Below are 23,262 nucleotides of genomic sequence, written 5' to 3'. Positions count from 1 at the left end.
CAGGTAGATTGCGGGAGATCCAGAGAGAAGAATCCGCATGGACTCCCGCGTCACCCGCATACGACGCAAGCTGGCCAAGGTGCCCTACGCCCCGCTCCGGAGCCACTCCTTCGGCGAGGAGAAGCACGGTTTCCGCCTCGCTCCCCCACTGCCCACCGCCAGTGTGGCCGAGTTCGAGGCCGACCACGGCATCCGGCTACCCATCGCCTACCGTAACTTCCTGACCACCATCGGCGGCAGCGGCGCCGCGCCCTCCTACGGTCTCCTGCCGCTGCGGTCGTGCCGGCTGTTCACGATGAATCCCCTGGAGAAGGCCGGATCGCCTCGGGGATTCACCTGCGCAGACCCTCCGGCACGCCCAGGCGACCTGTTCCTGAACATCATCGAAGCCGGGTGCAGCGACCTGCTGCTCCTCGGCATCACCGGCCCGCTGACCGGCCGGGTCGTCACCGGAAACGCCGACGGATTCTGGGGCCCCAACGTCTCCTCGGCCACCGACTTCCTGGCCTGGTACGAACGCTGGCTGAACCACATGCTCGACGGCCGCGACAACCGTGCCCTGCACCTGACCTCGCCCGCCCTTCGGGCACCTCTCGACCGTGTCGAGCGGGAGCACCGCCGTCGCCGCGAGGACCAGTCCCCGTAGCCCAGGGCCCGCCGCGTTCGATGGGTCGAGCGCGGCGGGCCGACGGGATCGTGCCTCCGTGGCGGTGGTGGTTGTCCGATCGCCGGTTCGCGGGATCACAGCTCCCGTCGCATGAGGACGCACATCGTCTCGTAGCGGCGGATCGTGCCGTCCGGCGCCTCCTCGTCCCAGGAGTCGGGTTCGCGGCCGTACGCGACGTAGCCGAGGCGTTCGTACAGGGCGCGGGCCCGGGGGTTGTCCTCCTCGACGGCGAGTTCGCTGCGGGTCAGGCCGCGCTCCCTGATCCGCTGTTCGGCCGCGCGGATCAGCAGTGTGCCCAGGCCGCAGGACTGGAGTGCCGGGTGGACGCCGAGCTGCCACACGGTGCCGGCGCCGTCGGCGACCTGGTAGTCGATGCCGCCGATCGCCACCGGCAGGTCGGCGGGTGTGCAGACCGCCAGGTAGTCCACCTCGCCGGCCGCCGCGCGCACCAACTCGTGTTCCACGCAGCGCAGATGGGTGGCCGAGCCGGACCAGGTGCAGGCCGGCAGGTCCTCGTGGCGCAGGTTCCGCACGGTGACGGGCAGGGTGACGGCGGTGTGGGACCGGGCGGTGGGCCCCGTGGACGGCCGGAGCAGCGCCAGGTCGTCGCCCCACGCGTCCAGCGTCGCCGCGTGGCCCGCTTCCCGGGCCCTCACCTCGACCTGCGCGAACAGCCCCTGTTGGGCGGACACGTCGCCCGTCCGCTGGATCCGCTCGATCGTGTCGAGCAGCACGCGGCCCTCCCAGCCCGGCAGCGGGTGCCGCTCCAGTTCCCAGGACAGGTACTTGTTGTAGGGGCGTGGCCGCCGGTCCAGCGCGAACAGGAGTTCCAGCAGGTGGCCGATGCTCTCGGCAGCATCGAGGAGGGACGGCAGGGCGAGGCCGTCGCGGGCGTTCTTGACCGAGCGGTACAGCCAGTTGACGTAGGCGTCCAGCCGGGCGGCGGCGACGGCACGCGCCTCCTCCGTACCGAGCCGGCCCTTCGCCGCGATGATCGCAGCGAGCTCGCCGCCGGTCCGGTCCAGCACGACGCGGGCCCGGGCGAGGGCGTACCGCTCCAGGCCGCCGAACGCGCGCAACCCGTCCAGCGTGGTCACCACCACGTCCAGCGCGGCGGAGCGATAGCCGTCCAGGGCCGCCAGTCCGGTCGTGGCCCGGTCCGCGAGGACGACGTACACGTCGTGGTCGGAATGCTCGGTGGGCATGTCCTCGTGCGCGTGCGACCCCTTGAGGATCAGCCCGACCACGTCGTCGTCGGCGGTGGCGCGATCGATGAACTCTTGATATTCGGACGGCAGTTGCTGCGGAGTTGCGGGCCGATGAACCGTCACTTCTCCTCCATGCGGACCGGTTTGTGTTACCTCGGCAAGCTAGCTGCGCCACCCCACCGACCGCACGCCGTTTTCCGTCGGCTCGCCCGGGCCGGGGCGGCGTCGCCGCCTCCCCGGGGGCGCGCTCAGTGACGGTGGTGGTTGTCGGGTTGGGCGGGGTCGCCGGGGTGTTCGAGGCCTTCGACGAGCGTGAGGCGTCGGGCGCGTTCCCGGTCGAGCCAGCGGACGAAGGCGGCCCGGCGGGCGGCGTCGCGGAGGGCGGGGGTGGGGTCGGGCGTCTCCGATGGCATGACGGTGGAGAGGAGGGCAGCCGCCCAGGGGCCTGCGGTGACCCACTCGCCGACCGGGGCCGCGCGGAGGGCTTCGGCGAGAGCTGTCGGCAGGGTGTCGGGGTTGGCCTCCAACTCGCCGTCGGGGAGGGAGAGGTGCCAGCGTTCCACTGGCGCTCGGGTGGTCATGGTGCGGTAGTGGGCAATGTCCTCGGCCGAGGGCTCGATGTCGGCTGTCACCCAGACATAGGCGGCCCGGACGGCTGCGCTGCCCTCGTAGGCGGCCGCCGTGATGGAGCCGAGTTCGACGGCGGCTTGTTGGTCGAGCTGGGCGGGGCCGGACAGGGCGACGGGCAGGTTGCGTTCGGCGGCCACCGCCTCGCACAGTGCCTCCGTGAGCAGCACCTGGGCGACCCATCGGGTCAGCTGCCGGTCCTCCGAACTTCCGGGTTGCGGCAGGGCGGTGGCGCGCGGGCCGTTCCGGAGGACGGCGAGCCGCTGATCGAGGCCGGTGCGCGCGAGGGGCCGACCGTCGAGCAGGCCGAGGGTCATGCTTCCACCACCAGGGCGACGGTCGGTGCGTACTGGCAGCGGCCGAACCACATCACCTTGGCGAGGGCCCAGTACGAGCCGGGGTCCGCGGATTCGGGGACGGCAATGGCGAAGTCGACCACCGTGGACGTACCGGCCGGGACGGTGAAGCCGCGTACGGGGTCGGCGATGGCCTCCCAGGTGCCCCATGGCGAGACCAGTTGCAGCTCGCCCCTGATCTCACCGCGCGTGCGGTTGGTGAGCGTGAGGCCGAGGGTGGCGTGGCCGCCCGGGTTCAGGCGCAGGGTCTGGTGCGGGACCTCCACGTTCAGTCCGGTGTCCCGACCCGAGGCCGCCTTGGTGCCCTGGGCGGCGGTCCAGTCTTCGGGCGTGTCGCCGGGGACGGGCAGGAGAGCGGGGAGGTCGCCGACGGCGATCGTCACCACGTCCTCGATCTGCTGGCCGTCGTGGTCGATCCGGACGGCCGCGAAGTACAGCCCGGCTTCGGCGTCGGCGGGCGGGGTGAGGGTGACCGGGAAGCGCAGGTGGCCGCCCGCCTCCAGTCGGTACGGGCGGCTGCCGAGGCTGGTGGCCCAGCCTTCGGGCGGCAGGACGACGGCCGTGCCCTCGACCGCCGCGTCCCGCAGCTGCGAGGAGAGGGCGACCGAGAGCGTCACCGGCTCTCCTGCTGTCCGCAGCAGTCCGGGCGAGGCGCCGACGGATACCGGCAGGTAGCCGAGCGGTGCCGGGCCTCGGTTGTGCAGCCAGTAGCGGGCGTGGACGGGCTGGGCGGGTTCGGCGACCGGGCCGAGGACCGGGCCGTCCGCCGAGGCGGAGACCTCGGGGGCGGCCAGCAGGGTGGCGATCTGCGAACCCGCGAGGTCCAGGCCCGACGTGGCGGAAGCGAGCGGCCGTTCCAGCAGGTCGGCGGGCCGTACGTCGCCCAGCCCGAGCGCGCCCGCGAGTGCGGCGGTTCGCCCGAGGCCCGTGGACTCGACCAGCCGGACGGCCAGTTCGGGTCCGCTTTCCGCCGCCGATCCCTTCGCGATCGGGTTCCCGGCCGGCTTGAGCGCGCCGAGCAGGACCTCGCGCTGCGGTTCGACGCGTAGCCAGGACAGGGTGGCCGGCAGTGGGCCCTCCTGCGCGGCCGTGACGCGGGCGTACAGCGGGTGGTTGAACTCCTGGCCGTGCGCGGGCAGCGTCTGCTCCCGCCAGTCGCCGTTCCCGCCGACCAGCGCGTAGCGGAACTCGTGGGTCCAGTGCTGGAGTTGGAAGGATGCACCGTCGGGCAGGGTGCGCCGGGGCGGGTCGATCCAGATGCCCGAGGGCCAGCCGGTGCACGACCGCATCAGGGACAGGTGCAGTGCGCCCGTGGTGTCGACGGCGAAGCCGGGCAGGCCGAAGCTGAGCAATGCCACGGTGTGGTCCGCGAGTTGATCGGAGACAGCGGCCGGGCAGACGGCGGTGATCCGGGCGTCGGCGAGGTCCTCGGCCAGCGCCGCGAGGTCGGTGACGACCAGCGCGGGCAGGGCCCGCAGGTCGCGCAGGTCGGCGTCCGGCCGCCAGACCTCGGCGAGCGGGGTCAGCGCCGGCACCCACACCGCGCCGTGTGCCTTCAGGGCGGCCGCGTACTCCTCGCCCACCTGTGCCATCAACTCGCGTGCGGCGTCGTTGACTTCGGGCGAGCCGACGACGATGCGGAAGTCCGGCAGGTTGGAGTCCACGTCCAGCCAGCCGTACCGCGCCCAGTCGGCGCCCGAGGTGGTGGCCGTCACACCAACCCGGGCGAGCGCGACGACCAGGGGGCGGGCGTCGGCGGCGTCGTCCAAGGTGGGCACGACGACTTCCGCCACACCCAGGGCCCGGGAGCCGATGACCGTACCGGCCGGGTCCGCGAGGTCGACACGCGCTGTGGCGCCGAGCCCGAACCAGGTGTTCGCCGGGTTGTCCAGGGTCCACGGCGCCTCCGCCGAGTCCACGTCGGGCATGGCGAAGCCGCGCCCGACGACCGCCCCCGCGACCTCGCTGACGGGCAGCCCGCCGGGGACGTCCACGGGGAAGCGCAGCCGCAGCAGCCGGTCGGCGCCGGAGTAGTCCACGATCCGGGTGCGGCAGTCGACCCGGTCGAGGCCGCGCCACAGGGTGACGGTCTGCTCGTATCGAAGAGCGGAGACCGTGCCCTCGATCACCAGGCGTTCGCCGAGCGGCCCGGTCTCCCGGCGGACCGACGCGGCGCCGTCACCGGAGCCGACCACCGGGCCGCTGGGCACCAGATGCCAGGGGCCCTCGCCGAAGTCGGGGTGCTGCGGGTACTCCTCGTAGACGCGCAGTTCGTTGCCGATCCGGCCGTCCTGGAGCAACTCCCTTTCGTGCCGCAGGTCCCAGACCGAGGTGAGGCCGCCGCCGCGTGCCGGGTCGGCGGTGACCCGGTAGCGTCCGTTGGCGATGCCCAGGCCTTCGGTCGCCGTCCACGGCTCCTCGGCGGTGCCTTCCGCCAGTCGCCAGGTGCGCCAGCCGAGGGCGGGCACGTCCTCGGCGAGGAACCGTAGCGTCCCCCGGTCGACGAAGCTCGGCACCGCCTCGCCCCGGTCGTCCAGCACCCGCACCGACCGTACGCCGGAAGGCAGTTCGACCGAGACGAGATCGGTCCGGTCGAAGGACAGCGTGTTGGTCACCACGACCGCCGAACCGGCCCCCGCCGTGGAGATCCGGCCCGTGAGCGCGTCCAGCGCCGCGTCCCGTACACCGCTCGCCAGGTCGTACGCCTCCCGCCAGCCGCCGAGCAGGTCCAGGTACACCTGGTCGGACTCGGAGCCGGTGATCGCGTCGTGGTGGGCGCCGTAGGCGAGTTGGCGCCAGACCTTGTCCAGCGCGGCGGCCGGGTAGCGGCCGAGTCCGTGGACGACGGCGAGCGTGGCGAGCTTCTCGGCGTCCACCGCCGCGACCTCGCCGGCCCGTTGGGCTTGCTTGGTGTCGATGTACGAGACGTCCTTGCCGGTGTACACCGGGTTCATGTCGCGGGTTTGCGGGCTGGGTCGCCGTCCGGTGGCGGCGAGTTCGGCCCGGACGGCGTCGAGGAAGTCGCGCGGGGTGGCGCAGACGAACCGGGGCCAGAGGTATTTGGCGGCCCAGGAGCGGTGGATCTCGGTGACCCACTTGTTGGGCGGAGTGTAGTCCGTCCCGACCGGCAGCAGCAGGTTCTTCGTCGCGCCGACCGGCTTGAGCTTGCGGTACAGCTCGTGGACGGCTTCCTCGGCGGTGGCGAGGTCGGGCGAGGAGTCCATCCACCAGCCGGCCGAGTAGTGGTGCGGCATGTAGTGGGTGAGCACACCCTCGCCGCCGGGGGCGATCCATTCGAACTCGCTCGGGAACTGCATCACCCGGGCGTCGTCCTTGGCCTCGCGGAAGTTCTTCTGGATCGGGCCCCACTGGTGGAACGGGCCGCGTGCCCAGGCGCTGCCGGTGAGACCGGCTGCGGCGAGGTGGCCGGGGAACTGCGGGTCGTGTCCGAACACGTCGAGTTGCCAGGCGGTTCGGGGGTCCCCGCCGAGGATGTCGCGCTGGTAGCCGATGCCGTGGACGATGTTGCGGATGGTGGTCTCGGCGCCGGTGAGGTTGGTGTTCGGCTCGTTGTAGGTGCCGCCGACGAGTTCGACCTGGCTGCGTTCCAGCAGTAGTCGCAGCGTCTCACGCCGTTCCGGGTGCTGGTCGAAGTAGGGCTTCAGGTAGTCGACTTCGGCGAGCACGAACTTGTACACCGGGTCCCGCAGGGCGAGGTCCAGGTGTGCGTCGACGAGCGCGAAGCCGTTGCGCTCCCAGAGCGGCCGGGTGGTGGCGTCGGCGGAGAGCAGTTCCCAGGGGGAGGTGTAGGCGGCCTGGGTGTTCCACCAGACCGGGTCGTAGTGGAAGTGCGAGACCAGGAACATCGTCCAGCCGGGCTCGGCGATGTCCAACCGCCCTTCCGTGACCGCGTCTTCGGACCGGACGGTGACCGGGATCCGATCGCCCGGCCGGGCATCGGCGGTGATCTCCAGGGGGACTTCGACCAGTCCCGTGCCGGTCGCCTCGCCGTGGACGCCCGGGCCGCTGACGGTGATCCGGGCGGCCGGGCCCTCGGTCGTCACACGCAGGATCTGGCGCGGGGCGTCCTCCGGTCCGACGAACAGGTCGGTGCTCTCGACGGCGGTGATGGTGACCGGCACGGGGGCTTCCTTTCCTCAGGTGCGAGCGGCGCGGGACTACGCGCCCCAGGCCTCGAACTCGTAGATGCGGGCGGCCTGGTCGGTGGTCTGGGTGGGCTTGGTGACCACCAGGCGGACGTAGCGGGCGGTGGTGGTCACCGGGTGGGTGGTGGTGCCGGCCGTGTTGCCCGTGACGGCGGCGACCGTCGTCCAGGGATCGCTGGTGCCGGACCGGACCTGGATGGTGAAGTCGCGGGTGTTGTACGAGCTGCTCTCGCCGCCCGCCGACGCGTGCTTGACGACGAACTTGGACAGGTGCTTCGCCGAACCGAGGTCCACCTCCAGCCACTTGGCGGAGCTCAGAGTGCACCACTTGTCGCTGTTGCCGCCGCTGACACTGCCGTTGACGGCCTTGGCCGGCGTCTCGTTGGCGTTGCACTGGCCGGAGGCGGTGGCCGGGCGGTTCCGTGCCAGGTTGGTGGAGGTCGGCGGCGTGCTGGTCCAACTCACCGTCGCCGACGCGGCGTTCGAGCGCCCGTACGTAGTGGACACGGCCTCGACGTCCAGTGTGGTGGCGGCTTCGCCGCCGGCCCGGTCGAGGCGCCCGACGAAGTACGCGTCGTTGGGCGTGGCGCCGAGGAAGGTCCGGGTGCCGTCCGCGTTGCGCCGGTACACCTCGTAGTGGTGGACGTTGCTGCCGGGCGCCGCCGCCCAGGACAGCCGCAGCGACTGGCTGGAGCCCGGCGTCACGTCGCTCGCGCCGAGGACGGTGAGGCCGCTCGGCGCCGCCGGGGTCTCCACCGTGCCGTCGTAGACGGCGACTTGGCCGACCCGAAGGTCGTACGCGGGGTCGGATCCCTCGACCCGGAGCGCGATCTGGGCGATGGTGCGGCCCGCGTACGGGGAGAGGTCGAGGGTGTGGCGCTCCCACCCGGTCCCGGAGTCCGCGCCGACGTCGATCGTGGTGAAGCTGTTCGGTGCGTCGGTGAAGGTGACGGCGGCCTTGAGCTTGGTGGGCCCGGCGGCCGGGGTCTTCACCACCAGGTCCAGCTTGGTGGTCGCCGCGACCGGCAGCTTGGCCTGGTACAGCCGGACGGTGTTGGCGGCGTCCAGGGTGCCGGTCAGCCGCAGCGAGGAGCCGCCCTGGTAGGCGTCGGTGAAGTCGACGGACGGGGTCAGCCTGCTGCCGGTGGAGTCGACCATCCAGCGGTAGGTGGGCGGGACGTCCTGGAGCGAGAGGTTGTTCCAGCCGCCGGTGGCGACCCGGGTGCCGCCCGCGTTGTAGAAGTCGCCCTGCCCGGTGTCGAAGTTGGTGACGAAGGGCTTGGCGGTGATCGGCGAGGATTCGGCGACGTAGCCGGCCAGGCCGGGCCAGCTCGACGAAAGGTCCGTTCGGGACGGGTCGTTGTTGGCGCCGACCCAGTAGCGGGCGTCCTTGTCGTAGAAGTCGGCGCGGTCGGTGGCGGACTTCCAGGTCCACTCCGGGCGGTAGAGGCCGAGCGAGGTGGTGTGCGGTGTGCCGGACGGGAAGAGGGTGTTCCAGTCCACGCTCGTGTTGTAGCCGTTGGCCTCGGTGTCGATGCCGGAGTAGAGGTCGTACTCGCTGCGGCCGAGCTGCCGGGCCAGCGTCCGGGAGGAGTTCAGGCCGCTCGCGGACCAGTCGAAGTTCAGGAACATCGAGTCCGAGGTGCGCTTCGAACCATCCTGCAGGAACGGGGAGTTGGCAGAGGTCAGGGCGTTCTGCCAGTCGACCGCACCGGAGGTGGTCATCGCGTCGTACCACATGAACTCGGTGCCGCTCTGCGCCTTGGTGTACTGCATCAGGTTCTGCAGCTCGCCGGCGAGAGCCGAATCGCCGCCGCCGGTCTCCTGGTTGATGAACCAGCCGTCGAAGCCGTAGTACTGCGCGGCCTGGGCGAGCTTGTCGGCGACGGGGTAGCGGCTGCCGGACTTCTGGACGAAGTCGCGCACCCACTGGATCTGGCCGCCGTACGCGCCGGGCGGGAAGAAGACGGTGCCGTAGACCTTGACGCCGTTGCGGTGGGCGGCGTCGATGACGGTCGGGTTGGGGGCGAGGATCAGGCCCTCGCCGGCCGAGCCGCCCCAGAACACCAGCTTGTCGACGTACTGCCAGTAGCCGAAGGCGTAGTAGTTGGGGTCGGCGGAGCCCTGGGAGGGGTTGTTGGAGGTGGGGCCGAAGGAGACCAGGGAGGCGATCTTCCCTTCGCCGGTACGGGCGTTGGGGTTCGCCTTGAGCGCCGGGTCACTGGTGCGCGGTTGCAGCGGGACGCGGGAGCGGTTGAAGCGGGCGTCCGGGTCGGTGGCCGGGTCCCAGTTCAGGATGGTGCTGGGGTACCAGTACGAGGCAAAGGGCTGGCTGCCCGGGCCGGCGGTGGCGGCGGGTGCCGAGCCTGGCGTTCCGGCGGGTGCCGAACCGGCCGTGCCGACGGGTGCCGCGACCGGTCTCGGCTCGGCCCAGGCCGAGGGGGTGGCGGTCAGCGCGGCCGTCGCGAGGGCGGCGCTGAGCAGCAGGGGGAGGCGTCGTGACATGCGGTGGCTCCGATCGAGCGGAGGAGGTGGGGGCGGGCCCGCCGTCGCGTACGGGGGCCGGGTGCATGCGGGCGTGCCAGTGCTGGAACGGGTGGCGCCGGAACGGGTAGAGCCGGAGCAGGTGGCGCCGGAGCTGGTGGCGGCGGAACGCGTGGCGCCGGAACGGGTGGGGGTCGTCGCCGCTGCGGCGGTTGCTCGACGTACGGGCGCAGCGGGAGCCGGACGAAGTGCGGCAGCGTGCGGCGGAGCGCGCCGGGCGGGAGCCGCTCGGCGCTGCGAGGCTAAACCGGTTCAGAACCGCTGTCAACGACTCGCGCAGCAACCACTCCGGGGAGCGAATCGCCGACGGAACCGGCCTCGGACTCGACGAGGGAAGCGGCCTCGGACTCGCCGGACGAACCGGCCGCGGACTCGACGAGGGAACCCGCCGCGGACTCGCCGGCACGACCGGGCGGCGAGGTGGACTCCCGTACGGTCAGCCGTGGCGTCGGCATCTGCAGGTCCCGCCCGGGCCCGGCCTCGTCGAGGGCGGCCAGCAGGCTGCGGGCGACCTGCTCGCCGAGCGCGAAGGTGTCCCGGCTGAGCGCGGTCAGCGGCGGGTGGACGATCCGGGCGAGCACCGAGTCGTCGAAGGAGACGATGGACAGCTCGCCGGGCACCGCGACACCCATCTCGCCCGCCACGCCGAGCCCGGCGACGGCCATCACGTCGCTGTCGTAGACGATCGCGGTGGGACGCCTGGCCCGGGAGAGCAGCGTGCGGGTGGCGGCGGCGCCCTCGGCGTCGCTGAAGTCGGTGGGCACCGACACGGCTTCCTCCAGGCCGAGCCGGCGCGAGGCGTCGCGCAGCGCACGGATCCGCCGCTGGGTGTGCTGGAAGTGCGGCAGCCCGGCGAGGTGGGCGATCCGGCGGTGCCCGATGGCGGCCAGGTAGTCGACGATCGAGAGCATCGCCTCCCGGTCGTCGGCCCAGATCCGCAGCTGGTTGCCGCCCTTGCCGGGCCCGCCGAGGACGACGGCGGGCAGCCCGAGCTCGTCCAGTACCGGCAGTCGCGGGTCCTTGACCTGCAGGTCGACCACGATGAAGCCGTCGACGCGGTGCTCGGAGGCCCAGCGGCGGTAGACCTCGATCTCGGCGGCGGTGTCCTCGACGACCATCAGGTGCAGCGCGACGGAGCTGGCCGAGAGCACGGCCTGGAGGCCGGAGAGCAGCTGGCTGAAGAACGGCTCGACGCCGATGGTGCGGGCGGGGCGGGCGATCACCAGGCCGACGGCGTCGGCCCGGGCACCGCCGAGGGCGCGTGCGGCGCTGTGCGGGCGCCAGTTCATCTCCTCCGCGACCCGCAGGATCCGGGCCCGGGTCGCCTCGCTCACGCCCGGGCGGCCGTTGAGCGCGAAGGACACCGCGCCCTTGGAGACACCGGCCTGGCGGGCGATGTCGGCGATCGTCGGTCTGCCCACAGGACCCGACTCCTCTCTTGACAGCCAAGTTTAGGCGGGAGCATAGTCCCTGGCATAGCTAGACCGGTTTAGTTGGTTAGTGAGTCAGGTTCCGGGATTCGCCACAACCCCCTGTCGACGGAACTCCCGTTGACAGAAACCCCCGTTGACGGAGAACCCCCGGAACATCCCCGGGAAGCACCCCGAGCTCAGCACGATCCCCCACCCACCCCCAGGACCGGGAGACCCTCATGCGAAGAATCTGGGCGGCACTGACGACTACGGCCCTCACCGCGGCCGCACTCACCGGCTGCGGACTCGGCTCCGGTGACACCAAGGACAGCGACAGCGTGGCGAGTGCGGCCGCCACCGGCGAGGTCAAGGGCAAGGTCTCGCTGCAGACCTGGGCGCTCAAGCCGAAGTTCACCGACTACATGCAGGGCGTGATCGACGGTTTCAAGAAGAAGTACCCCGGCGTCGAGGTCGACTGGCTCGACCAGCCCGGCGAGGGTTACTCCGACAAGGTGCTCAGCCAGGCCGCCGCCGGCACCCTGCCCGACGTGGTGAACCTGCCGCCCGACTTCGCCCTCCCGCTCGCGCGGAAGGACCTCCTGCTGGACGTCGCCAAGGCCGACCCGAAGCTCGCCGACGAGTACGTCGCCGGCGGCGTCGATGCCTACCGCTTCGCCGGCCACCCGGGCACCTTCGGCTACCCCTGGTACCTCAACACCGATGTGAACTACTGGAGTTCGGAACTCCTCACGAAGAACGGCCTGGACCCGAAGAAGCCCCCGACCAGTCTGGACGAACTGATCGCCCAGGCCCGGGTGATGAAGGAGAAGTCCGGCGGCCAGACCTACCTGATGAGCCGCAAGCCGGGCCTCGGCGACCTCTACAACGCCGGCGTGAAACTCATGTCCGACGACGGCAGGACCTTCACCTTCAACACCCCCGAGGCCGCCGCGCTGCTCGACAGGTACCGCGACGCCTTCAAGGAGGGCCTGCTCCCCAAGGACGTGCTGACCAACACCTACGCCGGCAACACCAAGCTGTTCAACGCCGGCACCGCCGCCTGGACCACCGCCGGCGCCAACTACATCACCAGCCTCGCCACCGACAACCCGACGCTCGCCCCGAAGGTCGTCCCGTCCGCCGCACTGGCCACCCCGCCGCTGTACGTCCAGGGCGTGTCCATCCCGAAGAGCACCAAGAACCCGGCCGCCGCGGTCGCCCTCGCCCGCTGGGTCACCAGCGCCGAGAACCAGGCCGCCTTCGCCCACCTGACCAGCATCTTCCCGTCCACCAAGGCCTCGTCGGACGACCCCTTCTTCAGCAAGAGCGACGGCACCAACGCGGGCGACGCCAAGGTGATCGCGTTCAACTCGCTCGCCAAGGCCAAGCTGATCCAGCCCGTCCAGGTCGACGACGCGATGAGCACCATCGTCAACCAGCAGATCGCGCTCGCGATCAGCGGCGACGCGAGCTCCAAGCAGGCGCTGGACACCGCCGTCGAGCAGTGCAACAAGCTGCTCAAGGGCTGACCCCGACCAGCAGCCCCGCGCAACGTCGCCGACCACAGCCCCGACCAGCGTCACCCACCAACAGCCCCGACCAACAGCCCCGACCGTACCGGCCGAGCGGCGGGTTCCGGGTACCCTCCCGCCCCCCCAACCCGCCGCTCCCGGGAATGACCCGCACCGCCCGCAGGCCCAGGCTCCAGGAAGGCAAACCGCATGACCCACCGGCGTTGGTTCACCCCCTGGCTGCTCGCCGGGCCCGCGATAGTCTGGCTGGCCGTCTTCAACCTCTGGCCGGCCGTCAACACGGTGATCCTGTCCTTCACCAACGCCAAGCCGCTGGGCGGCGGGCAGTTCACCGGCCTGGAGAACTACGGCCGCCTGCTGGACGACGAGCAGCTCGCCGACGCCCTGCTCAACAGCATCGTCTTCATGCTGGTCTGCCTGCCCCTGCTGACCATCCTGCCGCTGCTGCTCGCGCTGCTCGTCCAGCGCAGGATCCCCGGCATCACCTTCTTCCGGACCGCCTTCTACACCCCGGTGATCGCCTCCGCCGTCGTGGTGGCGCTGATCTGGGGCTGGGTGCTGAACGATCGCGGGCTGGTCAACGGCGTGCTCCAGCAGACCGGACTGGCCGACTCCCCGGTCGACTTCCTGACCGACCGCTGGCTGCTGCTGTTCAGCGCGATCGCCCTGACCGTCTGGAAGGGCCTCGGCTACTACATGGTCATCTACCTGTCCGCCCTCGCCAACGTCCCGCGCGAGCTGCACGAGGCGGCGGCCGTGGACGGCGCCGGGCCGGTCAGCCGGTTCTGGCACGTCACCCTGCCCGGGGTGCGGCCGACCATGGTCCTGATCTCCGCGCTGATCTCGGTGAGCTCGCTGCGCGTCTTCTCCGAGCTGTACGTGCTCTCCAACGGCCAGGGCGGCCCCGGCGGACGGGACATGTCGGTGGTGATGCTGATCCAGATGTACAGCCGCGGCTTCAACGGCCACCTCGGCTACGCCTCGGCGCTCAGCCTGCTGCTGTTCGTCGTCACCCTCGCCCCGATGCTGTTCCTGATGCGCCTGAACCGGAAGGCGGCCTGAACCCGTGACCACCCGCCCGATGAAGGCCGCCAAGGGCTCCCGGGGCTTCGACACCCCCTCCCCCGCCCGGACCGTCGCCCGCTACCTGCTCCTGGTGCTCGTCCTGCTCCTGGTCATCGGCCCGTTCCTGTGGCAGCTGTCCACCTCCCTCAAGGGCCCCGCCGAGGACGTCTTCACCCGCACCCCGACCTTCCTGCCCGAGCAGCCCACCCTCGGCAACTACGGCAAGGTCGCCGACACCATCCCGGTGTGGACCTACGCGCTCAACTCGGTGATCGTCGCCGCGGTCTGCATCACCGGCAACGTGGTCGGCTGCACCCTGGCCGGCTACGCGTTCGCCCGGCTGCGCTTCCGCGGCGCCAAGCTCGTCCTCGGCCTCTTCCTCGCCACGCTCGTCCTGCCGGGCGAGGTCACCATCGTCTCCCAGTACGTGCTGGTGCGCGGCCTCGGCCTGGCCGACACCCTGGCGGGCGTCGCGCTGCCGGGCTCGATCGCGATGCTCAACGTGCTGCTGATGCGCACCGCCTTCGCGGCCGTCCCGCTCGAGCTGGACCAGGCCGCGCTGGTGGACGGCGCCAACGTCTGGCAGCGGCTGTGGCACATCGGCCTGCCGAACGTGCGCGGCATGATCAGCGTGATCGTGATCTTCACCTTCATCGGCGCCTGGGACGACTTCCTCTGGCCGCTGATCGTGCTCAACGACCCGCAGAAGTACACCCTCACCGTCGGGCTGCAGTACCTCAACGGCACCTTCTCCGCCAACCCCCGGCTGATCGCGGCCGGCACCATGATCGCCTTCCTGCCGATCGTCGTGGTGTTCGGCGTCTGCCAGCGCTTCTTCTTCAAGGGCGTCGAGGAGGGAGCCGTCAAGGGCTAGCGCCACCGTCCGTACGCCCCGAACCCAGTCGAGGAAGCTCTCCGATGACCACCGCCCCCCGCTTCGGCGTCAACTACACCCCCAGTGTCGGCTGGTTCCACCACTGGCTCGACTTCGACCTCGACGCCGTGCGCGCCGACTTCGACTCCATCGCCGCCCTCGGCCTGGACCACGTCCGGGTCTTCCCGCTGTGGCCACTGTTCCAGCCCAACCGCACCCTGATCCGCCCGCGCGCCGTCGACCAGCTGACCGCCCTGGTGGACGCGGCCGGCGAACGCGGGCTGGACGTCGCGGTGGACGGCCTGCAGGGCCACCTGTCCAGCTTCGACTTCCTGCCGGCCTGGACCCGGACCTGGCACCGGCGCAACCTCTTCACCGACCCCGAGGTCGGCGACGGCCAGGCCGCCTACCTGCGCACCCTCGCCGAGGCGCTGCGCGAACGGCCCAACTTCCTCGGGATGACGCTCGGCAACGAGATCAACCAGTTCTCCGGCGACCCGCACCCCGACCCGGACCGGGCCACCCCCGCCGAGGCCGAGGCCTGGCTGCGCCGGATGCTCGACGCCTGCGAGACCGGCGCCCCCGGCCGGCTGCACCTGCACGCCTCGTACGACGCCGCCTGGTACCTGGACGACCACCCGTTCACGCCCTGGCACTCGGCCCGGATCGGCGCCGCCACCGCCGTGCACTCCTGGGTGTTCAACGGCACCGCCCAGCGCTACGGCGCCCACTCCACCGCCACCGCCCAGCACGCCGCGTACCTGGTCGAACTGTCCAAGGCCTGGGCGGACGACCCGGCCCGCCCGGTCTGGCTGCAGGAGGTCGGCGCGCCCGCCCCGCACATCGGCCCCGAGGACGCGGCGCGCTTCACCGGCGCCACCGTCGAGGCCGTCCTGGACTGCCCGGACCTGTGGGGCGTCACCTGGTGGTGCTCGCACGACGTGAACCGCTCGCTCGCCGACTTCCCCGAACTCGAGTACAGCCTGGGACTGTTGACCACCGACCGGACGGTCAAACCGGCCGGCTCCCGGCTCGCCGAGGCCGCCGCCGAGGCCCGCCGCTCCTGGCAGCCCCCGAAGCTGCGCAGCACCGCCGTGGTGGTCACCACCGGCGACGAGGTCACCTCCCCGAAACGCTCGGCCTGCGGCCCCGGCGGCCCGGTGTACGAGGCGTTCATGCGCCTCGCCGAGGCGGGCGCCCGCCCGACCGCCGTCCTCGCCGAACGCGCCGGGGACCGCGAGCACCTGGCCGCGCGCGGTATCACCGAGGTGGTCCACCCCGACGACGTATCTTCCCTCTAGCCCGTTCCCGTCCGACCCTCAGCCACGCACCACGCAGTCACGCAGCCCTCAGTCACGCATCACGCAGCCACGCATCACTGCCACGCACCCCTCAGCCACGCAACGGAGCCCGCTGACATGCACGATGACCGCACCCTGGTCGAGTCCCGCCTCAAGCGCGTCCTGGACGAGCGCATCCGCCCGGCCGTGTACCCCGAGTCCGTCCCGCTGGAGGTCGGCATCTGGACGGCGCCAGGTGAGCCCGTCCCGGTCGCCGAGGGCCTGGCCGCGCCGCGCACGCCGATCGCGGTCGGCGACGCCTGGGGCGCGCCCTGGGGCACCAGCTGGATCACCGTGACCGGTACGGTGCCCGAGGCCTGGGCGGGCCGGACCGTCGAGGCGCTGATCGACCTCGGCTTCGACGCCAACATGCCCGGCTTCCAGTGCGAGGGCCTGGTCTACCGCCCCGACGGCACCCCGGTGAAGGGCCTCAACCCGCAGAACCAGTGGGTGCGGATCGCCGCCCCGGCGGCCGGCGGCGAGCCGGTGCTGCTGCACGTCGAGGCCGCTTCCAACCCGGTCATCCTGGACTACCACCCCTTTCTGCCCACCGAGTTGGGCGACCAGGAGACGGCGGGCGACCGGCCGCAGTACAAGCTGGCCCGGATGGACCTCGCCGTCTTCGACGAGACGGTCTGGCAGCTGGTGCTGGACCTGGAGGTGCTCGGCGAACTGATGGCTGAGCTGCCGGTGGAGAGCGCCCGCCGCTGGGACCTGCTGCGCGCCATCGACCGGGCCCTGGACGCCGTCGACCTGCAGGACGTCAACGGCACGGCGGCGGCTGCCCGTTCACAGCTCGAAGGGGTGCTGGCCGCGCCCGCCGCGCCGTCCGCGCACCGGATCAGCGCGATCGGCCACGCGCACATCGACTCGGCCTGGCTGTGGCCGCTGCGCGAGACCGTCCGCAAGGTGGCCCGCACCACCGCCAACATGACCGCGCTGCTGGAGGACGAGCCGGACTTCCTCTACACCATGTCGCAGGCGCAGCAGTTCGCCTGGATCAAGGAGCACCGACCCGAGGTGTACGCGCGGGTCCGGAAGGCGGTGGCCGAGGGCCGGTTCGTCCCGGCCGGCGGCATGTGGGTGGAGTCGGACACCAACATGCCCGGTTCGGAGGCGATGGCCCGGCAGTTCGTGCACGGCAAGCGGTTCTTCCTGGACGAGTTCGGGGTGGAGAACCACGAGGCCTGGCTGCCGGACACCTTCGGCTTCACCGGCGGCCTGCCGCAGATCATCCGCAACGCCGGCTCCAAGTGGCTGCTGACGCAGAAGATCTCGTGGAGCCAGGTCAACAAGTTCCCGCACCACACCTTTCTGTGGGAGGGCATCGACGGGACCCGGATCTTCACCCACTTCCCGCCCGTGGACACCTACAACTGCTCCATGAAGGGAAGCGAAATCGCCCACGCGGCAAGGAACTTCAAGGACAAGGGGGTGGCCAGGCACTCGCTCGCACCGACCGGCTGGGGCGACGGCGGCGGCGGCACGACCCGCGAGATGGTCGCCAAGGCGGCCCGGATGAAGGACCTGGAGGGCTCGGCCACCGTCCGCTGGGAGAAGCCCGCCGAGTTCTTCGCCAAGGCCGAGGCCGAGTACCCGAACCCGCCGGTCTGGGTCGGCGAGCTCTACCTGGAGCTGCACCGGGCCACCCTGACCAGCCAGGCCAAGACCAAGCAGGGCAACCGGCGCAGCGAGAACCTGCTGCGCGAGGCCGAACTCTGGTGCACCACCGCCACGTTGCGCACCGGAGCGGCGTACCCGTACGAGCAGCTGGACCGGATCTGGAAGACCGTGCTGCTGCACCAGTTCCACGACATCCTGCCCGGCTCGTCCATCGCCTGGGTGCACCGCGAGGCCGAGGCCACGTACGCGGCGCTGGCCGGGGAGCTGGGGGAGCTGATCGGACGGGCCCAGCGGGCCCTCGCCGGGGATCCCTCGGGTGGACGCGAGCTGGTGTTCAACGCGGCGCCGCACGCGCGCTCCACCGTCGCGGCGGGCGGGGCCGGCGTGGTGGCTCCGCCGGTGGACGGCTGCACGGTGGTCGAGCGGCCCGAGGGCGGCTACCTCCTGCGCAACGGCCTGCTGGACGTCGTGGTGGACGCGGACGGCCTGGTGGCCTCGGTGGTCGAGGTGGCGAGCGGTCGGGAGTCCGTCGCCCCCGGCACCCGCGCCAACCTGCTCCAGTTGCACCCCGACTTCCCCAACATGTGGGACGCCTGGGACGTCGACCAGTTCTACCGCAACACCGTCACCGACCTGACCGGCGTGGACTCGCTCACCGTCCTCTCGGAGACGGCCGAGCGGGTCTCCGTCCGGGTCGTGCGTTCCTTCGGCTCGTCCACCGCCGTCCAGGATCTGACCCTGCGCGCGGGCGAGCAGCGCCTCGACATCGAGACCCTGGTCGACTGGCACGAGACCGAGAAGTTCCTCAAGGCCGCGTTCCCGCTGGACATCCACACCGAGCGCTACGCCGCCGAGACCCAGTTCGGCCACCTCTACCGGCCCACCCACACCAACACCAGTTGGGACGCCGCCAAGTTCGAGGCCTGCAACCACCGCTTCGTCCACCTCGACGAGCCCGGCTGGGGCGTCGCCCTGGTCACCGCCTCGACCTACGGCCACGACGTCACCCGCACGGTGCGCTCCGGCGACGGCGGCACCACCACCACGGTCCGCTTCTCGCTGCTGCGCGCCCCGCGCTTCCCCGACCCGAAGACCGACCAGGGCCTGCACCGCTTCCGGCACGCCCTGGTCCCGGGCGCGGCGATCGGCGACGCCGTCCGCGAGGGGTACCGGATCGGCCTGCCCGAGCGGCGGGTCACCGGCAGCGCCGAGCGGGTCGCACCGCTGGTGGAGCTGGACAACGACGCGCTCGTGGTGAGCGCGGTCAAGCTCGCCGACGACCGCAGCGGGGACCTGATCGTCCGGGTCTACGAGGCGGGCGGCGGCCGCGCCCGGGGCCGGCTGACCACCTCCCTCCCGCTGGCCGACGCCGTCCCCTGCGACCTGCTGGAGCGGCCCTGGGACGGCACCCGCGGCGAGGTGGCGGTCGAGGACGGCGCGGTGCGGCTCGCGCTGCGCCCGTTCGAGCTGGTCACCCTGCGGCTCCGGGCGGCCGGCTAGCCCCTGCGCTGCGCAGTGCGGCTGCTCTGCGCCGTCCGGCTGCTCCGGGCTGTGCGGCTGCTCTACGCTGTGCGGCGCCCCGGCTCCCACCGGCCGGGGCGCCGCCCCTCCCGACCCTCCTGGAGTCCACCGTGCCGCTCACCCCGCTGTTCGCCGCCGTCGACATCGGCGGCACCAAGATCGCCGGAGCACTGGTCGACGGCGACGGACGGCTGCGGCACCGGCTCCAGCTGCCCACCCCGGCGACGGAACCGGGCGCGGCCGTGCTCGCCATCGTGCACAAGGTGCTGGACCAGCTCGCCGGGACGGCCGACTGGGCCGCCGTGACCGCCGTCGGGATCGGCAGCGCCGGTCCGGTCGACCTCGCCGCCGGCACCGTCAGCCCGGTCAACATCCCCGGCTGGCGCGGTTTCCCGCTGGTCGCCGAGGTCGCCGCGCACCCGGCGGTGGCAGCGCGCGCACTGCCCGTGCGCCTCGCCGGTGACGGCGTCGCGATGGCCGCCGCCGAGCACTGGCAGGGCGCGGCCCGGGGCGCCGCCAACGCGCTCTGCCTGGTGGTGTCGACCGGCGTCGGCGCCGGGCTGGTGCTCGACGGCGTGGTGCGGCCCGGCCCCAGCGGCAACGCCGGGCACCTCGGCCACATCACCGTCGACCTGGACGGCGAGCCCTGCCCGTGCGGCTCGCGCGGCTGCCTGGAGGGCCTCGCCAGCGGCACCGCGATCGCCCGCCGAGCGCTCGCCGAAGGCTGGCGGCCGCCGGGCGACGACCGGACGGCCCGCGCCGTCGCCGCCTCCGCCACCGCGGGCGACCCGGTCGCGCTCGCCTCCTTCGACCGCTCCGCCCAGGCCCTGGCCGCCGGCATCGCCGCCACGGCCGCCCTGGTCGACCTCGACCGCGTCGTCGTCGGCGGCGGCGTGGCCACCGCCGGGGACGTGCTGTTCGCCCCGCTCGCCCGCCACCTGGACCGCTACGCGGCCCTCTCCTACATCCGCGGCCTCGACGTGCGCCGCGCCGAACTCGGCACCGACGCCGGGCTGATCGGCGCGGCCGCGCTCTGCCGCTGAACCGTCCCGGAGCCCCCCGCATGCCGCCCTCCACACTGCCTCCGTTCACGCGGCCTCCCTTCGCCCTGCTTCACAACCCGGTCCGCCGGTACGCCTGGGGCTCGCCCACCGCCATCCCCGCGCTCACCGGCACCGAGCCCGACGGCACCCCGCAGGCCGAACTGTGGCTGGGCGCGCACCCGTCGGCACCGTCGTCCGTCCTGGGACCGGACGGCCCGCAGCCGCTGGACGAACTGATCCGCGCGCACCCGGACGGCATGCTCGGGCCGGACACCGTACGGCGGTTCGGCCCGGAGCTGCCGTTCCTGTTCAAGGTGCTGGCCGCCGACCGGGCGCTCTCCCTGCAGGTCCACCCGAACCGTGCGCAGGCCGAGGCCGGGTACGCGGCCGAGGAGGCCCGGGGTGTCCCGCCGGACGCGCCGGAGCGGGTGTTCAAGGACCGTGGACACAAGCCCGAACTGCTCTGCGCGCTCGGAGAGTTCGAGGCGCTCTGCGGCTTCCGTCCGGCTGCCGACACGGCCGGACTGCTGGACGCGCTCGACGTGCCGCTGCTGGCACCGTGGGCTGCGGCGCTACGCGCACGGCCTTCCTCCGAGGTGCTGCCGGAGCTGCTGCGGAGCGCGCTGGCGTCCGCCCGCCCCTCGGCCGCCCAACTCTCGCTCACCGCGAGGGCCTTGGAGCGGGTCGCGGCCTCCGGGGGACCGTACGCGGAGGCCTGCGCCGGCTACGCCCGGGTCGCCGGGCAGTACCCCGGCGACCCCGGCCTGATCGCCGCGCTGCTGCTCAACCACGTCCGGCTCGCCTGCGGGCAGGCGCTCTACCTGGACGCCGGGGTGCCGCACGCCTATCTCCGGGGCCTGGGAGTCGAGTTGATGGCCAACTCGGACAACGTGCTGCGCTGCGGGCTCACCCCCAAGCACGTGGACGTCGACGGACTGCTGGCGGTCACGTCCTTCCGCACCGGGGTGCCCGACATCCTCGCACCGCGCCCCGCCGATGGCGGCATCGAGGAGGAATTCCCTTCGCCCGCCGAGGAGTTCATGCTCTCCCGGCTGCGCCCCGGCACCACCGCGACCCGCATCGAACTGCCCACCCCGCAGATCCTGCTCTGCGTCTCGGGGCATGCCCGGCTGCACGCTCCCGACGGAGCCGAACTCGCCCTTCCTGCTGGGGCGTCCGCCTACCTGCGCCCGGGCGCCGGACCGGTCGGGCTGACCGGCCCGGGCGCGGAGCTGTTCCGGGCTACCACGGGATAGCGGCCGGTAGCGGTCGGCTGCGGCAGGTTGCGGCCGGTAGCGGCCGACAGCGGTAGGTTGCGGGCCGGCCGGACCGCTCACGCCGGTGTGGGATGCCCGAACAGCAGGTCGTAGCCCTCCGGGAGCTGCTCGATCACCTGGTCGATCAGCTCCCCCGGAACCAGGTCGGCCAGCGTGCTCAGCACCGCCCCGATGTCCCACTGCGCCGTCGTGGTGGTCGCCCCGTCGATCCACCCGACCACGCCCTGGACGAAGCGCTCGGCGGTCAGCGGCTCGGCCGCGGGCTTGGCGTCGCGCAGCAGGGAGGCGTACGTCACGGGCAGCGCGTCGGCGAGTTCGAGCCGCTCGGACCCCACCAGGTGCTCGCCGAGCAGGGCGAGCACCACCCGGGCGGCGTGGTCCGCCTCGGCCTCACCCCGGTACTCGCCGCGCTCCACGACGCGGGCGAGGAAGTCCTCCCAGGAGATGGTCATCGCGTCCTCCTTCCGGTCGGCGGGATCCGGCAGGACCGACGGCGCTCTGCGCCCCGGGCCGGGGAGGGAGGTCGCAGCTGGTGACCGCCGTGGGACGTACCGGTGCCCGTGCTGCTCAGCGTAACTCGGCCCGCTGCCCTCGGGAACCGGCCCCTTGCCCTCGGGAACCGGCCCACTGCCCGCAGGCTCGACCAGGCAACCGGCCGGGCGCCGGAAATCCGGTCTGGCGGATCGACGCCGTTGTCGATCACGCCGCCGGCCCGGGGCGTCGGCCCCGGGGATCGCGCCGCGCCCGGGGCCGCTCTCAGCCCGCCGAGGCGCGGCAGCGCCTGCGCGGCCGGCGCGAGGAGGAGACCGCGCCGGCGGCGGCCCCGGGCGACACCCGCTGCGCCGGCGCCGTCGCCGTCGGGGTGGCCAGGGCGGCCTCGGCACGCGCCGTGTCCGGCATAAACGCCGAGAGAAAGCGTCGCTCGTCCGGGTTCAGGGTGCGCGAGCGGCCGGTTTCGCGGTCCCGCGCGACCACCACGGTCCGCGCCCGCATAAAGGTGAGCGGGTCCCGGCAGACATTCACCTCGACATGCGCGGAACTCCGTCCGAGCCGTTCCACGGTGAGCCGCACCGACAATGGCTCGGGGCGGTGGTGCAACTGCTCCAGATAATCGATCTCGTGCCGCGCGATAATGAAGCCGGACGGGAACAGCGATTCCCGGACGGCGGTCGCGTGGTGGCAGAACAGGTCGTAAATCCCCTCCTGGATGTAGCCGACCAGCCGGGCGTTGTTGATGTGCCCGTTCTCGTCGACGTCGCTCCACCGGGTGGGGCAGGCCAGCACGTGCGCGCCCAGGTGCACCGCGCTCACTGCTGCGCCGGCCCGGCACCGGCCCCGGCGGGGAGCAGCGCGCGCTGCAACCTGGCATAGTACCCGGAGTGTTCGACCGCCATCCGGGCCGCGGTCCACCCCTCCTCGGCGGCCTCCGCGGCAGCCTGGACGACCAGGCTGTCGAGCACCGCGTCGACCGAGCGGCACAACTCGGCTACCGCCGCGAGCCGCTCGGTCACGACCGACCCGCCCGCCACATTCCGGGACGGAAACGCGGCCAGCGAGTCCACCGCGAGCTGCAGATCGTCGAGTGTCTCCGGCTGGTTTTCCGAAGGGAAATTTCGCACGTTTTTCTCCAGGACTCAATCGGCCTCTACGGCCCGGTAGCTAGCGTTCGAATACACCGGATCGGTGTCGACCCCCCGACGCCTTCGACGCTATCCCAGTCGACGGGGGTCGGCAGATGGTTTTCGGACCGCGACGGGAAACTGACTTCCATCGGAGTAGTTTGCCGGGGTACACAATATGCCCTGTCAGCCGAACGCTGTCCGCAATTCGAGTGGTATCGCCGACGCGACGCCCAAGATCAACTACCTGGCGTCACGGATCTGCTAATAGCCTCCCCACCCCCTCGCCTCGGAGGGGCGACGACGCTCCTCACATCCCGCTCTGCCGCCCGATCCGCCAGGTGGACGGGCATGAAACCGTCGGCGGACGGGCCGATTCCGCTGGACG

Annotated in this window: 16 protein-coding genes and 1 pseudogene; 8 read left to right on the top strand and 9 right to left on the bottom strand. The window is 72.2% G+C overall.

Annotation, left to right across the window (positions count from 1 at the left end; all coding sequences use genetic code 11):
- Positions 1-37: 37 nt before the first annotated feature.
- Positions 38-646 (top strand): SMI1/KNR4 family protein, encoded by a 609-nt coding sequence (locus tag ACZ52R_RS15485; RefSeq protein WP_465621258.1) that lies wholly within the window; start codon positions 38-40, stop codon positions 644-646.
- A gap of 95 nt (positions 647-741) precedes the next feature.
- Here ACZ52R_RS15485 and ACZ52R_RS15480 read toward each other — a convergent pair whose 3' ends face one another.
- From ACZ52R_RS15480 to ACZ52R_RS15455, 6 genes and pseudogenes are all read right to left on the bottom strand, one after another.
- The gene (locus tag ACZ52R_RS15480) at positions 742-1,212 is read right to left on the bottom strand and encodes a GNAT family N-acetyltransferase (protein WP_396289254.1); all 471 of its coding nucleotides are present in this window, start codon (positions 1,210-1,212) and stop codon (positions 742-744) included.
- A 39-nt stretch (positions 1,213-1,251) separates the two neighbouring features.
- Positions 1,252-1,998, bottom strand: a pseudogene (locus ACZ52R_RS15475) (hypothetical protein); the annotation flags it as partial.
- A 125-nt stretch (positions 1,999-2,123) separates the two neighbouring features.
- Positions 2,124-2,819, bottom strand: a complete 696-nt coding sequence (locus tag ACZ52R_RS15470) for a DUF7158 domain-containing protein (protein WP_465621256.1) — start codon at positions 2,817-2,819, stop codon at positions 2,124-2,126.
- Positions 2,816-7,000, bottom strand: coding sequence for a glycoside hydrolase family 38 N-terminal domain-containing protein (locus tag ACZ52R_RS15465; protein WP_465753569.1), 4,185 nt, complete (start codon positions 6,998-7,000; stop codon positions 2,816-2,818). The genes ACZ52R_RS15470 and ACZ52R_RS15465 overlap by 4 nt, the downstream gene beginning before the upstream one ends.
- A 36-nt stretch (positions 7,001-7,036) precedes the next feature.
- Positions 7,037-9,529: an endo-beta-N-acetylglucosaminidase gene (locus tag ACZ52R_RS15460; RefSeq protein ID WP_465663341.1), complete on the bottom strand. Its 2,493-nt coding sequence runs from the start codon at positions 9,527-9,529 to the stop codon at positions 7,037-7,039.
- A gap of 281 nt (positions 9,530-9,810) precedes the next feature.
- Positions 9,811-10,989: a LacI family DNA-binding transcriptional regulator gene (locus ACZ52R_RS15455; protein WP_465621251.1), complete on the bottom strand. Its 1,179-nt coding sequence runs from the start codon at positions 10,987-10,989 to the stop codon at positions 9,811-9,813.
- A gap of 230 nt (positions 10,990-11,219) precedes the next feature.
- Between ACZ52R_RS15455 and ACZ52R_RS15450 the strand changes: the two genes are divergently transcribed.
- The 7 genes from ACZ52R_RS15450 (at position 11,220) to manA (ending at position 21,234) form a co-directional block, all read left to right on the top strand.
- Positions 11,220-12,509 (top strand): ABC transporter substrate-binding protein, encoded by a 1,290-nt coding sequence (locus ACZ52R_RS15450; RefSeq protein WP_465621249.1) that lies wholly within the window; start codon positions 11,220-11,222, stop codon positions 12,507-12,509.
- 192 nt (positions 12,510-12,701) lie between these two features.
- Positions 12,702-13,574 (top strand): carbohydrate ABC transporter permease, encoded by an 873-nt coding sequence (locus ACZ52R_RS15445; RefSeq protein ID WP_465621247.1) that lies wholly within the window; start codon positions 12,702-12,704, stop codon positions 13,572-13,574.
- A gap of 19 nt (positions 13,575-13,593) precedes the next feature.
- Positions 13,594-14,451, top strand: coding sequence for a carbohydrate ABC transporter permease (locus tag ACZ52R_RS15440; protein ID WP_465621407.1), 858 nt, complete (start codon positions 13,594-13,596; stop codon positions 14,449-14,451).
- Positions 14,452-14,495: 44 nt separating this feature from the next.
- Entirely contained in the window at positions 14,496-15,752 is a 1,257-nt protein-coding gene (locus tag ACZ52R_RS15435; protein ID WP_465753568.1) for a glycoside hydrolase 5 family protein, read from the top strand.
- A gap of 117 nt (positions 15,753-15,869) precedes the next feature.
- Positions 15,870-18,914, top strand: coding sequence for an alpha-mannosidase (locus ACZ52R_RS15430; protein WP_465621243.1), 3,045 nt, complete (start codon positions 15,870-15,872; stop codon positions 18,912-18,914).
- 131 nt (positions 18,915-19,045) lie between these two features.
- On the top strand, positions 19,046-19,978 hold the full coding sequence (locus ACZ52R_RS15425; protein ID WP_465621241.1) for an ROK family protein: 933 nt from the start codon (positions 19,046-19,048) through the stop codon (positions 19,976-19,978).
- Between the two features lie 20 nt (positions 19,979-19,998).
- Complete coding sequence (gene manA / locus ACZ52R_RS15420; RefSeq protein ID WP_465753567.1) at positions 19,999-21,234, top strand: mannose-6-phosphate isomerase, class I; 1,236 nt, start codon at positions 19,999-20,001, stop codon at positions 21,232-21,234.
- Positions 21,235-21,311: 77 nt separating this feature from the next.
- On the opposite strand, the gene ACZ52R_RS15415 is transcribed toward manA, so the two are convergent.
- From ACZ52R_RS15415 to ACZ52R_RS15405, 3 genes are all read right to left on the bottom strand, one after another.
- Positions 21,312-21,707: a DUF2267 domain-containing protein gene (locus ACZ52R_RS15415; protein ID WP_360509170.1), complete on the bottom strand. Its 396-nt coding sequence runs from the start codon at positions 21,705-21,707 to the stop codon at positions 21,312-21,314.
- A gap of 304 nt (positions 21,708-22,011) precedes the next feature.
- Positions 22,012-22,566, bottom strand: a complete 555-nt coding sequence (locus tag ACZ52R_RS15410) for an acyl-CoA thioesterase (protein WP_465621235.1) — start codon at positions 22,564-22,566, stop codon at positions 22,012-22,014.
- Positions 22,563-22,874, bottom strand: a complete 312-nt coding sequence (locus tag ACZ52R_RS15405; protein WP_360509167.1) for a hypothetical protein — start codon at positions 22,872-22,874, stop codon at positions 22,563-22,565. The genes ACZ52R_RS15410 and ACZ52R_RS15405 overlap by 4 nt, the downstream gene beginning before the upstream one ends.
- Positions 22,875-23,262: the final 388 nt, after the last annotated feature.

The sequence above is a fragment of the Kitasatospora sp. NPDC034023 genome, assembly GCF_055575795.1.
Note: the sequence above shows the minus strand (reverse complement) of the source record. Positions and strands in the feature narration are given on the sequence as shown.